The following is a 12,016-nucleotide window of genomic DNA, read 5'->3' as shown; positions in this document are numbered from 1 at the left end:
GGAAGTACCACCCCGGCCGCCGCCGCGGGCCGGCTCGGCGGCGCCTCCGCCGGAAGGCGAAGGCCCGGGCCCGCCGGCTCGCCGTCCCCTCCTGAGCCAACCTGCGCGGACTCCATGACGCGGCCCGACGACCCCTACGACCGCTACCACGAGGACCTGGCGACCGACGAGGGGATGCGCGAGCCGCCCCACGTCCACCCGGCGCCGGGTGCGGACGACCCCGGTTCCCCGGAGGCCGTCGACGAACCCGCGGGCTCCTGATCCTGCGAGGAAGAAAACACTAGCACACCGCCCGGCGCCCCCGCCGGGCGAAGACACGGGGAGGCCGGTGCCCACGAGGCGCCGGCCTCCTCTTTCTTTCTGCCACGGAGACACCCATGCCGCGCAGCACCTGGAACGGCAGCCTGAGCTTCGGCCTGATCCACCTCCCGATCAGCCTCTACACGGCCGTGCGGGACCAGGACGTGAGCTTCCGGCAGCTCTGCCCGGTCCACAAAAAGCCGATCTCGATGAAGCGCGTCTGCGCCGGGGAGCCGGAGGGCGCGGAGGAGGTGGAGACGGCGCACGAGGTGGCGCACGCCGACCTGGTGTCGGGGTTCGAGACCGGCCCCGACGAGTTCGTGGTGCTCACCAAGGCCGACTTCGAGCGCGCCGCGCTGCCGATCGGCAAGAGCTTCGACATCCGGCTCTGCGTCCCCGAGGCCGCGGTCGACCTGCGCTTCTTCGACAAGCCGTATCTGGTGGGGCCGCAGAAGCCCGCGGCCGCGCGACCATACGCGCTGCTGCGCGAGGCGCTCAGGCGCACGGGGATGGTCGCCGTCGGCGTGATCGCGCTGAAGAGCCGGCAGCAGGTGGCGGCGATCCGCGTGATGGGCGACGCGCTCGTCCTGCACCTGATGCACTGGCCGGACGAGCTGGTGGACCTGGGCGAGTTCTCGTTCCCGGCCGGCGCCGATCTGCAGGAGGCGGAGGTCGGCCTCGCCGAGCAGCTCGTGCACAGCCTCGCCGGCTCGCTCGCGACCGCCGGGTTCCGGGACGAGTACCGCGAGAACCTGGAGCGGCTGATCACCGCCCGGATGAGCGGCGAGGAGCTGGAGTTCGAGACCGCCGAGGAGCCGGCCGCCACCGCCGTCACCGACCTGGTGGCGATCCTCCAGGCGTCGATCGCCGCCAAGAAAGCGGCGGCCTGAGCCGGGCCGATGCTCACCCCCGCCACCTACGAGCCGATGCTCGCCGAGGCCACCCCCGCCGTGCCGGTCGGGCCGGGGTGGCGCCACGAGCGCAAGTACGACGGCGTGCGCGCGCTCGCGCACGCCGACGCCGGGCCCGTCTCGCTGCTGACGCGCAAGGGCCAGAACAAGGCCCGGCAGTTCCCCGAGGTCGCCGACGCGCTCCGCGCGCTCTCCGCGCTGGTGGGCCAGAAGCTGGTGCTGGACGGCGAGATCGTCGACGCCGACGACGACGGCTTCCTCGGACTCCAGCGTCTCCAGCGGCGGCTCCCGCTGGAGCAGACCTTCAAGATCGGCCTGCTCGCGAAGACGAGGCCCGCCGCGTTCGTGGCGTTCGACGTCCTGGCCATCGGGGCCGTGACGCTGCTCGACCGGACCCTCGCCGAACGCAGGCAGCTCCTGGAGGCCGTCCTCTCCGACCCGCCCGCGGGCGTGCGCCTGGCGCTCCAGGAGAGCGACGGGGCCGCCATGCTCGCCCGCGCGCAGGCGGAGGACTGGGAGGGGCTCGTCTCCAAGCGCGCCGACTCGCGCTACTTCCCCGGGCAGCGCAGCGCCCTCTGGCGGAAGCTGAAGATCGTGCGCCGGCAGGAGTTCGTGGTCGGCGGCTTCACCGAGTCGGACGCCGAGCAACGGGAGTTCCGAGCGCTGGTGGTCGGATACCACGACGACGCCGGGCGGCTGGCCTACGCGGGCAGGGTCGGCACCGGCTTCAGCGAGCGCGAGCTCGGCAGCCTCGCCCGCCGGCTGCGCTCCCTCGCGCGGCTGGGCTCCCCCTTCGACCCGCCGCCCGTGCTGGATGAGCCGACGCGATGGGTAGAGCCGCGGATGGTGGTCGAGGTCCGGTTCCAGGACTGGACCGAGACCGCCCGCCTGCGCTCGCCCAGCTTCCTCACCGTCCGGGAGGACAAGCGCCCGGAGGAGGTGGTGCGCGAGCCCTGACCGGCCTCCGGCCTGCCGCACACGGCCCACGCGATTCACGCGGCAGGCGCCGAACCCAAATCCCCCCGAACCGATGCTCATGACCGAGCCGATCCCGTACCGCACGCTGGTGGTGCCCGAGCACCTGCCGTTCTTCGACCACATCGCCGAGCTGCTGGAGACGCGCCTGGCGGCCCAGCCCTCCCTCACCATCACGCCCGCCCTCTGGGCGGCGCTGTGCACCGCGCTCGCGGAGAGCGTCCAGGCGCACCGGATGCTGGCCGAGGGCGGCAACGCCGCGGCGCGCGAGCGGCTCGCGCTCGCCGAGGCGCTGCTCGTGGAGGTGACCGACGCCGAGTGCATCGACGACGTGCTGCCGCTCGACACGTCCCACCTCAACTGACGCCGTCGTCCGCTATCCTACCAAACGACCGGACCGCGGCAGAACATCGCCGCGGTCCGGTCCTCTCCTCGATCTTCCCCAGTTCTTCGTCAGTCCCCACCTCCCAGCCACACGTCACCCGCGGAGCCTGGCCCGGTGTTGCACGAGACCCAGGTCACCGGGCAGCCTGCGCCGCGGGCCACCATCTCCGAAGCCACTCTGGCCAGACCCGCTCCAGCTCGTCAGGTCGCACTTCCTCCATGACGCTGCGGTACAGCATGAGCATGTGGATGACGTAGCTGGCCACCACGTCCCTCAGACGGTCCGGCTGGCGGAGTGGAGCGACAGAGCGCCCCCCACCGGCAAGCTTTCGTCCGAGCTGGGCCAAGACGTCTCCGCCGTGCGTCACGCGCGATGACCCGGCGTACATCGCGTCGTACTGGAACGCCATTCCGACCGACCGCGCGAGAGCTCGAACCGAGCGCGGTCCGCCCCATAACGAGTACCACTGCACGTCATGTGAGGATCGGCCGCGCATGCGGTCGAACTCGGCATTCGCCGGCGCATACGCCGGTTCAGAAAGGATCGCGCGCAGGCTCGCGGCGCCGGCCGTCGCCTCGGCTTGGACTGCCGGGTCCGTGATGTACGACGGAACCGTTCGTGTCCCCAGCAACTCCTCCAGCCGATCTCCCATCGCCGCGGGATCGAGCGACTCCACCCGCCGGAGTTGCCGCCGGATCTCAGCGACAAAGTACGCCGCCCCGCGCGAATCCTGGACCTGCGCAAGCGCGGCTCCCGTCAGCGCTGCACCTGTCCGGTCGCGCGGAACGGGATCGTGGTCGCGTGGTCCGAGGGGATTCGGGCTCACCGGGTTCCTGGCGCCCAGCACGTAAAGCAGTTGCATCCGCGCTTCCAGGATCGCACGGACCTGGAGGAGCGACGGCTGGACCGCGCCGGCGCGGACCAGCTCATCCACGCCGTCCGCCATCTCTACGGCGTGGCGAAGCAGAAGGGCCAGGCCCACGTGCCCGGCGCGCGACTCCCCGGCGGCGCCGACCGTCTGGACGACGCGCCCGAGCAACGCCGTTCCCTCGTCTACGACATCGCGCAGGACGTCAAGTATGCCGCCCGCGGAGCTCGCAATCGCCCGCCGTGCCAGGTCACGGTCGAGCAGGGGTGTGTCCGCCGGCATGATCGTCTCCGTCGATCGGGCCCGGGTGGGCGCCGCCACAGACGGCGCAGCCCTCGCTCACCGCCAGCATCTCGGCTACCCACCCATCCTTCATCTTACGCGCGACGTTCTCAACCGGGGTCGCGAGCCGGTGCGCAACCACGTGCATGCAGAACTCCTCGGCAGAGACCAGGCCGCCGACCCTCGCCCGGCGGGCCGGGCGGATGTTCCGGAGCATCGCCTGGACTTCCAGAGCGGAGAGGCTCGGCAGCACGAGCCGCACGGCCCACTCCTCCGGCTCGGCGCGTCCGCTCCCGAGGCCGCGCAGCACGCTCATCGCACGCGGATTCACCTTGACCGGCGTCACGAGCGCCTCCCACAGCGCCCGGAAAAGAGGAAACCCTTCTTCGGCGAGCTTCCTCGCTGCGGCGCGGCGCAGCGCCGTCGGACGCCCATGAACGTTGCCGCCCACCCGGATGAGGAACTCGCCCAGCCGCCGATTCGCGCTCGCTCGCTCCGGTGTGCCGGATCAAGCGGCGTTCCGCTCGTCGAGAAGCGTCACCAGTTCCACCCCGATCTCCTCGTACGGCGAGTCGTAGCCGCCGATGGAGTATTGCGTATCCGGCTCATAGGTGGCGAGCACCGGACCATCGAGAATTCTTGGGAAGGCGACGCTGCCGAACGACCACCAGGAACGAGCTTCTTCGTCCTCGTCCTCGCAGAGCTCCGCCCGATCCCACGCGAAGCGCTCACCGGTCACGAGCGCGACCCGGCGGTGGTCAAACAGCGCATCGAGTCCCTCGACCGAACTTGAGCGTTCCAATCCTTCGTCGCGGCAGATCGAGCTCACGAACCCAGACAGGGGATACGTGAGCGCGGGTAGCCCATTGAGCCTCCGGAAGGCCTCGGCGCGGAGTGCCCAGAGGGGCCACCGCTCGCCCAGCACCCTGCCCCACTCGTTCAGCGCGTCCGCATTGTCGACGGTGTCACCCTGCCGGACGATCAGGGGCTGGGCGGTCGCTCGCCGCACCAGGTCCGGTATGTTCACCTGTTTCCGCATCGCAACCTCCTCTGTTCGGGTCCGCCACCACGTTGGAGCTTGGCGGCGCTTTGCACCCGACCGGAATCGGTGCCGTTTTCTGCCGTCAGCCATCGCTTTGTCGGGCAAGGCGCGACCGGGCTTTGCGCGCGACTGCCCGCTGCGCGCCGTTCGCGGAGCGCACCGCCCGATGGATCGCCGCAGATCCCCGCGCGATTCGGCCTCCCGGCACCCACCGTGCATCCGCCTGGTCCGGCTCCGGAAGGACGGCCACAAGCCGGTTCATCCCCTCGCAACCAGCGCACCTGTGGCCAGACCAGCTGCATAACGCTGTCCGAACCCCCATGGACCTCGCCGAGCGGATCGCCGCGTTCCAGCGGTTCTGCGGACCTGACCTGACCCGCACCGTGGCGGGGCTCGAAGCGGCACTCCAGGGCGCCACGGCCGACGACCTCCAGTCCCTGCTGGGCGGCACGGAGGCGACGGACGACGCGATCGCGGGTGCCGGCGAGCTCAAGCGGATCGCGGGGCAGCTCTATGTCGCGATCCACGCCCTCGGCATCCTCCTCTGCCTTCCCCACCTCCTCGAGCCAGGCGAGACCGTCGAGTACGTCTCTCTCGGCGCCGGCAACACCGGCAGGGCGTTCGATCTGGAGACCGACCGCCGGATCGCGGAGTTCAAGTTCGTCCGCTGGCGCGGCGGCTCGGAGTCGATCCGCCAGAACGCGCTGTTCAAGGACTTCTTCCTGCTCGCCGAGCACCCCACGCCGAAACGCAAGTACATCTACGTCCTGGAGACGGAGCGTCCGCTGAAGTTCCTGAACGGCGGCCGGGCACTGCGGAGCGTGCTCAAGGACGCCCCGCTCGCCGCCACCTTCCGGGAGAAGTACGGCGACCGCTACGAGCGGGTGCGCGACTACTTCCAGCCGCGCCGGGAGAGCGTCACGATCCAGGACATTTCGGGGTTGCTTCCCGGACTCAGCGGGTTGCCTGTCGTTGAGGAAGAACCGCCCGACTAACCCACGCTCGCCCGGGCGCGCAGCGTAGCGGCCGCTCCTTCGAGGAGCGCCGCCACCTGGCCGGCCTCCCCCGCATCGAGTCCCGCGGCCCGTTCGGCGAGCACCGCCACCGCGGGCGCGAGCCGCGCCAGGTACCCCGCCGCCTGCCGGGGAGGGAGGCTCGCGAGCGACTGGCGGATGTTGACCTGGAACCCGCCCGCGTGACCCGCGCCGGCCTGGAGCGCACGCTCGCGCCCAGCCAGGTGCTCGGCCGCCGCGCGGTCCCCCGCCTTCTTCAGCTCCAGCAGGAGCCGCTCCGCGCCCGCGGTCGGGCTCGCGCCGGCAGCGCGCGCCACGCGCTGCAGCGCGGCCAGCGGCAGCCGCGCCATGCGCGCGTGATCCGGCTCCCCGCCGCTCACCACGCCCGCCCCGAGCAGCACCTCCAGCGTCAGCGCGTCGGCTACCTGGAGGTACTCCCCCACCGTCTGGAACTTCTTCCCCCCGCCCAGGCTCGCGGCGACGTCGCGCACGCCGGCCGGCTGGCCGCGCTCCCGCCGCCGCTCGCGCCGCGCCTGGTAGGCCTGCGCCCACTCCCACGCGGAGAGGTCGGTGCGGTCGTCGTTCTCGGCCGCCACGATCGCCTCCGCCCGCTCATCGTCCACCTCGACCACCATGAGCGCGACGAGCCAGTGCCCCTCGCCGTCGCGGCCCAGGACCCCGTCCGCCTGCCGGCGCTCGGCCAGCCGCTCCAGCGCGCGGATGCGCATCTCCCCCGGCATCAGCTCGTAGCGCCCCGCGCGCGAGGGATGCGGGCGGGCGCGCGGCTCGTGGATCAGCCCGTTGGCCAGGATGCTGTCCGCCAGCTTCTCGACCTCGTCCGCGGGGAAGACGAGCCGCACCTGGTACGGGGAGGGATCGATGCGGTCCATCCGCACCTGCTGGACGCGACCGGCGCCGCTCCTCCCGTCGCGCGCGACGTCGTAGGCGAGCGCGTTGTCGTCCAGTCGGACGACGGGCTGCTCGCCGCGGCCGCGCCCGCCGAGCCGCGTCACGCCGCCTCGCCCACCCGCGCGCGGGCCAGCGGCTCGATCCCGAGCAGCCGCCGCGCCTCGGCGGCCACCGCCGCGTAGGCGAGGGCGCTCCGGCTCTTCCGGGCGGAGACGGTGACCGGCCGGTCGAAGAGCGCCGACTCGCCGGCCGGCATCTCGAAGGGGACCACGGGCTCCAGCCGGAGCCGCGGGTAGTGGCGGTCGACCTCGCGCAGCGTCCAGTGGAAGAGGTTGGAGCGCAGGTGCGCGAGCGTGAGGAGGATGCGCACCTCGGGCGGGCGCGGCTGCGCCCAGGCGAGCGCCAGCACGTCGTTCGCGCGCTCGACCCCTTCCCGCCCGGGGACCGCCGGGACGATCACCAGCGACGCCTCCCGCACCGCCGCCGTGGTGATCGGCCCCAGGGCGGGCGGCGTGTCGACCACCACCACGTCCGCCGCCATTCCCGCCGCGCGCCCCAGGTGGCGGAGCGCAGCCTCGAAGTCGATCCCCTCCAGCGGCCGCCCACCGCGCAGGAGCCACAGGTCCAGCTCCGGCTCGCGCGGGTAGCGGACCTGCACGGGGTCGGCGCCCAGCGGTTCGGAGAGCCGCGCGAACCCGCTCCGGCTGGTCAGGTCCGCCTGCGGATCGAAGTCCACCATGACGACGCGGGCGCCGGCCTCCGCGAGCAGGTGCGAGACCGCGGCCACGGAGGCCGTCTTCAGGGTGCCGCCTTTCGCACCGACGAAGGCGAGGATCGGGGGCATGCGGGGCTCGGGAAGGGGTGGGGGTCGAAGGCTGTCTGGATACCGGACAGGGCGGCCGCGGCTCGCCACGGCCACCCTGACGGATACCCCGGATCCGCGCCGGGCGACTTCGCGCCCGCGGGTGGGCCGCCCGCGCCGGCGTCGGCGCGCGGCCATGCCGTCCACGACCCCGCCACGGGAGAAAAGCCGGGACAGGGCCGGGCAGGACGATGGGAAAACCGGCCGTGCGGCGTCGCGGTACCACTGGGGCACCCCGCCGCGCCTGCCGTGCGGCCACTGGCCTTCCCTCCGTGAGAAACCCGCCTTGCCCAGCCCCCGCCATCCGGCGAGCGCCGCCCGACGGAGCCCCCGGTGATCTGGATGCCCGACCACGCACGCGTCCGGATCGTCTCCGTCCGGCGCCGCAGCCCGGTCTCCCTGTCGGTGCGCGAGCGCGTCGAGTCCGCGGCCGCCGACCCGGTGCTCGAGGTTTTGGCCGACGCCCGGCCGCTCGTCACGATCCCCACCGCCGGCGCGCGGGCGGCCGCGCTCCGCACCCTGCTCAGCGGGCCCGCGTGGCTGCTGGTGGTCGCGGCCGACGTGCACGCCGAGCTGGTGGCGCGCGTCTGGGCGCTGGTCCCCGCCCAGGAGGCCGGGCGCGAGCTGCACGAGGACGAGCTGGTCTACGCGATCCCGCTCGGCTTCGTGCGCCGGCCCGGCCCATCGCGCGCGCACCCGACCGACCTCGTCGCCGAGGCCCGGCACCTCCTCGGCGTGCTGGCGCCGGGCGGCGGTCCCTGACGCGCGGCCCCCCGACCGCGGCCATCCCGTTCCCACGCGCTTACGCCGATGAGCCGCGCCCTGCCCCCGCTCCCCACTCTCCACGACCTGGACGCCCGCCTCGCCGACGCGTGCGCCGCCACGGCCACCTTGCCGCCCGGCGGCGGTATCGCGGTACGCACGCTCTTCGTGCTCCTGTACGCGGGCGCCGTCGCCGGGGCCGAACGCTGGATCCGCCCCACCCAGGTGGCGCGGATGACCGACGAGCAGGCCCGGCTCGGCTCCGACGCCGAGCGAACCCGCTGGGCGGAGGCAGCCGCGCGCCCGGGACACGCGCCCGAGGGCCGCCGCTGGTACGCCGAGAACACCCGCGAGTCCGTGCGCGGGGTGCTGAACGACACGCTGCTCGCGATGGGGGCCGTGGTGCTGCGCCCGGCGCTCGCGGCGCAGTCCGCCGCTCCGCGCTGGGCGCTCGACCCCGCGTTCGCGCGGTACCTGACCGCGCCCACGTCGGAGGCGCCCGCAGCGCTGGCCGCCTGGCTCGCCGCGCGCGCCGCCCCGCGGCCGCCCGACGACTCCGCCGAGCGGCTGGCGGTGCTGCTGCGGCGGGCCGCCGGGGCAGCGGAGTCGTTCCTGGGGAAGCGGCAGGACCATCCCGCCGGGGCGTCCCTCCGCGGCGCGGTCGAAGCCGCGCGGGCGGCGGGCCTCGCCCTGTCATCCGCACGGCCGCACCCCCCGGGAGAAAACGCCGGCTGAGCCCGTCGCGCTCCAGCCGGCGGGACGACGCCCAAGCCACAAGGCCCCCGCGGCATGACGCTGCGGGGGCCTTTCGCTTCTCCCTGTCCGTATACCGGACAGGGGCCTCCCGCATTCCACCGAGCGGAACCCCAGGCCCATGTGGACCACCGAGAACACCGTGCTGGGCACGTGGTTCGAGCGGGACCGGGCGCACGTGTCCCTCACCGAGAAAAGCTCGGGCGCGAGCATCCTGGACGTGTGGGACGAGGAGGTCGCCGCGCTCGCCGAGGACGGCTTCCTCGATCCCCGCGCCTGGCACCGCTCGGCCGTGGAGTACGCCAACCACCTCGGGCTGCAGCCGGTCCCGAACGGCCCCGCCGCACGGGCGTGACGCCGCCGGCGACACCCTTCCCCTGGAAAGCGACCGACCATGCTCCGCCTCCTCGCGCCCGGCCCGCTCCTCGGCCAGGTGCTCCTGCCCCTGGCCGCGCTCCGCGCCCGGTTGGATCCCGCGGCGATCGCGCGCGGGCACTGCCGCTCGGTCGCGGCGTTCGGGCGGGAAGCCGCCTCGCGGCGCCAGATCGGTGCCCTGCTCGCCGCCGCCCGGGACCCGCGCAGCGGCGAGGTCGGCCAGCGCCTCGCGCGCGCGGCGGCGGGCGGCGAGGTGGACGGACGCCGCGCCGCGGAGCTCCTGGCCCACCTGTCCGCGCGCCGCCGCCGGACCCGGTAAGCCCCGCACCCCCGCGGAGAAAACGGCGGGCGCAACCGGCACGACCACGCCTCCCACGCTCCCACGGTCCCATGCGCACCACCAAGTCCGGCCGCACGAAGCCGCGCTCCGCGCGCGAGCAGGCGATGGCGCTCGCGGGCGCCGGCGCCCACGCGCACCTCCGCGGCGCCGCCCACGCCACGCGCGTCGTCCCGAACAGGAAGCGGGAGCGCGCCCGCCGCGCCTGCCGCGACTGGCGCTGACCCCTCCACCGGAGATCCCGTGTCCGACCAACACGACGCGCCCGGCAGCGCACCCCGCGCGCGCGGCGGCCGGGCCGAGCTCCGGCGCGTGATGGCCATCGTCCGGAGCCGTATCCGGCTCTCCCGCGGCCGCGGCGGGCAGGCGCTGGACGCGGTCCTGGCCACGCTCCGCGGCGACCAGCCGCTGGACGACGGCGGCGAGCAGCGGCTCGCGCTGGTGGTCGAATCGCTCGTCTTCGCCGTCGAGGACGCCGAGGCCGCGGCGCGCCGCCCGCGCCCGCCCTGGTGAGGCGTCCGGCTCCGCTCCCTGTCCAGGGCCGTTCCCCCGGCCGGCAGCGGCCGTCCCATCCCTGTCCCGGGCGTTCGCCGTGCCCGTGTCCTGTCCCGGCTCTCCCGCTCCCCCGGCATCCGCCGGGGCGCCTCGCGCCCGCCACCTTCACCCCCGAGGCCCACGCATGGAAGCCCAGCCCGCGCCCGCCCCGCCCCCGGCCGCCGCTCCCGACGCCACCGGGGAGTGGACCGGCGTCCCCGTCTACCGCTGCCGCCTGGAGGTGACCGGCACCCGCGCGGGCATGCCCCAGGTCGGCACGCCGGCCGACGCGGTTGCGCTCGCCCGCGCGCTGATCCCGACGGACGCGGACCGCATCCACGTGGTCGGGATCGCGCTCGACGTGCGCAACCGCGCGATCGGCGCCTTCGAGGTCGGCGTCGGCAGCCTCGACACGGCGCTCCTCTGCCCGCCCGACTGCCTGAAGCCCGCGCTGCTGCTGAACGCGGCCGCGGTGATCCTGGCCATGAACCACGTGAGCGGCGAGGCGCTCCCGCCCTCGCACGACACGCTCGTCGCCGCGGGCCGCGTCCTGGTCGCCAGCCACATGCTCGGGATCCCGCTCCTCGACCTGGTGATCCTGGGCGACGGCAGCTACGCCTCGCTCCGCGACCGCGGCGACCTGTCCGGGTGGCTCCCGCGCTGACGTGGCCCACACCCGCAGGAACCCCGCGGGAGAAAAGCGCTCCGCGACCCCGATCCGTCCCTCCCCTCGCGGAGCGTCCCGATGATCATCGCCGGCACCGGCCACCGTCCCGACAAGCTCCGGATCGGCACGCTGGACGGCTTCCACCCGGCCGTCCACGCGCGCCTGGTCGACCTCGCCCGGGCCGCGCTCCAGCGGGAGGCGCCCGCGCGCGTGATCAGCGGGATGGCGCTGGGGTGGGACACCGCGCTCGCCGAGGCGGCCCTGGAGCTCGGGATCCCGTTCGACGCCTACGTGCCGTTCGCCGGCCAGGAATCGCGCTGGCCCGAGCCCTCGCGCCGGCGCTACCAGGGCCTCCTCGCCCGCGCCGAGCGGGTGGTGATCGTCTGCCCGGGCGGCTACGCCCCGGAGAAGATGCAGCTCCGCAACGAGCGGATGGTGGACGACGCGGACTTCCTGCTGGCGCTCTGGGACGGCAGCTCGGGCGGCACCTGCAACTGCATCGCGTACGCGGAAGCGGTCGGCCGCCCCTACCGCAACCTCTGGCCGAGCTGGGTGCGGCACACCGCGGCCCGCGAGCCCGCACCGCGCACCGGGGACCCGGTCCTCGCCGGGCTGCTGGGGGCGGCGGGCGGCCTCGCCTGAGCCGGCGGTCACCGGGCCACGAGGGGGGCAGGAGGAGTCGGTGAGCAGCCGCAAGGTCCCGGTCACCGCTGCCCGGCGCTTGCCCCGGGATGCGGCCCGCGTGAACGCGCGGTCCCTCCCGCTCCACTGCCCGCCCTCGGGCCCGCCCGCGGGGACCCACCGCCGCCTTCGGCGCGGCGGCCCGCGCAGGGGTAACTACCTGAACCCCGCCTTGAGAAAAGCGCGGGCGCTCGACATGCGACCCACCCACCGCCGCCATCCAGGGGACTCCCATGCACGACCACCTGCGCACCGCCCGCGCGGACGCCTTCCGCCTCGCCGCCTGCATCGTCCTCGCCCTGGCCGTCCTCGCGGCGGCCGCGTCCGCCGCGGGCCGCCGCGGCGAGGTCCGCCTCCTCG

18 protein-coding genes are annotated in these 12,016 nt (G+C 74.3%); 13 read left to right on the top strand and 5 right to left on the bottom strand.

Features of this window, described 5'->3' with window-relative positions:
• The first annotated feature begins 114 nt into the window (after positions 1-114).
• The 4 genes from VF746_31520 (at position 115) to VF746_31505 (ending at position 2,550) form a co-directional block, all read left to right on the top strand.
• A complete protein-coding gene (locus VF746_31520) occupies positions 115-261 on the top strand; it encodes a hypothetical protein (protein HEX8696990.1) in 147 nt (48 codons plus the stop codon).
• Between the two features lie 116 nt (positions 262-377).
• Positions 378-1,190 (top strand): Ku protein, encoded by an 813-nt coding sequence (locus VF746_31515; GenBank protein ID HEX8696989.1) that lies wholly within the window; start codon positions 378-380, stop codon positions 1,188-1,190.
• Between the two features lie 9 nt (positions 1,191-1,199).
• Positions 1,200-2,168, top strand: a complete 969-nt coding sequence (gene ligD, locus VF746_31510) for a non-homologous end-joining DNA ligase (GenBank protein ID HEX8696988.1) — start codon at positions 1,200-1,202, stop codon at positions 2,166-2,168.
• 79 nt (positions 2,169-2,247) lie between these two features.
• On the top strand, positions 2,248-2,550 hold the full coding sequence (locus tag VF746_31505; protein HEX8696987.1) for a hypothetical protein: 303 nt from the start codon (positions 2,248-2,250) through the stop codon (positions 2,548-2,550).
• A 154-nt stretch (positions 2,551-2,704) separates the two neighbouring features.
• Here VF746_31505 and VF746_31500 read toward each other — a convergent pair whose 3' ends face one another.
• From VF746_31500 to VF746_31490, 3 genes are read right to left on the bottom strand one after another with little or no spacing between them, the layout of a single operon-like run.
• Complete coding sequence (locus VF746_31500; protein ID HEX8696986.1) at positions 2,705-3,721, bottom strand: hypothetical protein; 1,017 nt, start codon at positions 3,719-3,721, stop codon at positions 2,705-2,707.
• Positions 3,690-4,172, bottom strand: coding sequence for a hypothetical protein (locus VF746_31495; protein HEX8696985.1), 483 nt, complete (start codon positions 4,170-4,172; stop codon positions 3,690-3,692). Before VF746_31495 ends, VF746_31500 begins: the two co-directional genes overlap by 32 nt.
• A gap of 57 nt (positions 4,173-4,229) precedes the next feature.
• Positions 4,230-4,760, bottom strand: a complete 531-nt coding sequence (locus tag VF746_31490) for a hypothetical protein (GenBank protein HEX8696984.1) — start codon at positions 4,758-4,760, stop codon at positions 4,230-4,232.
• Between the two features lie 323 nt (positions 4,761-5,083).
• Here VF746_31490 and VF746_31485 point away from each other — a divergent pair, with 323 nt between their 5' ends.
• Complete coding sequence (locus VF746_31485; GenBank protein HEX8696983.1) at positions 5,084-5,758, top strand: hypothetical protein; 675 nt, start codon at positions 5,084-5,086, stop codon at positions 5,756-5,758.
• Here VF746_31485 and VF746_31480 read toward each other — a convergent pair.
• On the bottom strand, positions 5,755-6,789 hold the full coding sequence (locus VF746_31480; GenBank protein HEX8696982.1) for a ParB N-terminal domain-containing protein: 1,035 nt from the start codon (positions 6,787-6,789) through the stop codon (positions 5,755-5,757). The genes VF746_31485 and VF746_31480 overlap by 4 nt on opposite strands.
• A complete protein-coding gene (locus VF746_31475; GenBank protein ID HEX8696981.1) occupies positions 6,786-7,529 on the bottom strand; it encodes a ParA family protein in 744 nt (247 codons plus the stop codon). The genes VF746_31480 and VF746_31475 overlap by 4 nt, the downstream gene beginning before the upstream one ends.
• Before the next feature lie 360 nt (positions 7,530-7,889).
• On the opposite strand from VF746_31475, the gene VF746_31470 reads away from it, so the two are divergent.
• The 8 genes from VF746_31470 to VF746_31435 all read left to right on the top strand — a co-directional run bounded on the left by VF746_31470 (position 7,890) and on the right by VF746_31435 (position 11,617).
• Positions 7,890-8,309: a hypothetical protein gene (locus VF746_31470; protein ID HEX8696980.1), complete on the top strand. Its 420-nt coding sequence runs from the start codon at positions 7,890-7,892 to the stop codon at positions 8,307-8,309.
• A gap of 48 nt (positions 8,310-8,357) precedes the next feature.
• Complete coding sequence (locus VF746_31465; protein ID HEX8696979.1) at positions 8,358-9,044, top strand: hypothetical protein; 687 nt, start codon at positions 8,358-8,360, stop codon at positions 9,042-9,044.
• Positions 9,045-9,183: 139 nt separating this feature from the next.
• Entirely contained in the window at positions 9,184-9,417 is a 234-nt protein-coding gene (locus VF746_31460; protein ID HEX8696978.1) for a hypothetical protein, read from the top strand.
• 39 nt (positions 9,418-9,456) lie between these two features.
• Positions 9,457-9,756 (top strand): hypothetical protein, encoded by a 300-nt coding sequence (locus VF746_31455; GenBank protein HEX8696977.1) that lies wholly within the window; start codon positions 9,457-9,459, stop codon positions 9,754-9,756.
• Between the two features lie 71 nt (positions 9,757-9,827).
• Positions 9,828-9,998 (top strand): hypothetical protein, encoded by a 171-nt coding sequence (locus tag VF746_31450; protein ID HEX8696976.1) that lies wholly within the window; start codon positions 9,828-9,830, stop codon positions 9,996-9,998.
• A gap of 19 nt (positions 9,999-10,017) precedes the next feature.
• Positions 10,018-10,287: a hypothetical protein gene (locus tag VF746_31445; GenBank protein ID HEX8696975.1), complete on the top strand. Its 270-nt coding sequence runs from the start codon at positions 10,018-10,020 to the stop codon at positions 10,285-10,287.
• Positions 10,288-10,453: 166 nt separating this feature from the next.
• Complete coding sequence (locus VF746_31440) at positions 10,454-10,972, top strand: JAB domain-containing protein (GenBank protein HEX8696974.1); 519 nt, start codon at positions 10,454-10,456, stop codon at positions 10,970-10,972.
• Positions 10,973-11,053: 81 nt separating this feature from the next.
• Complete coding sequence (locus VF746_31435; protein HEX8696973.1) at positions 11,054-11,617, top strand: SLOG family protein; 564 nt, start codon at positions 11,054-11,056, stop codon at positions 11,615-11,617.
• Positions 11,618-12,016 lie beyond the last annotated feature (399 nt).

Source organism: Longimicrobium sp. (assembly GCA_036389795.1).
Taxonomy (GTDB): Bacteria; Gemmatimonadota; Gemmatimonadetes; order Longimicrobiales; family Longimicrobiaceae; genus Longimicrobium.
The sequence above is the reverse complement of the archived record's forward strand: the minus strand, read 5'-3'. Positions and strand labels throughout refer to the sequence as shown.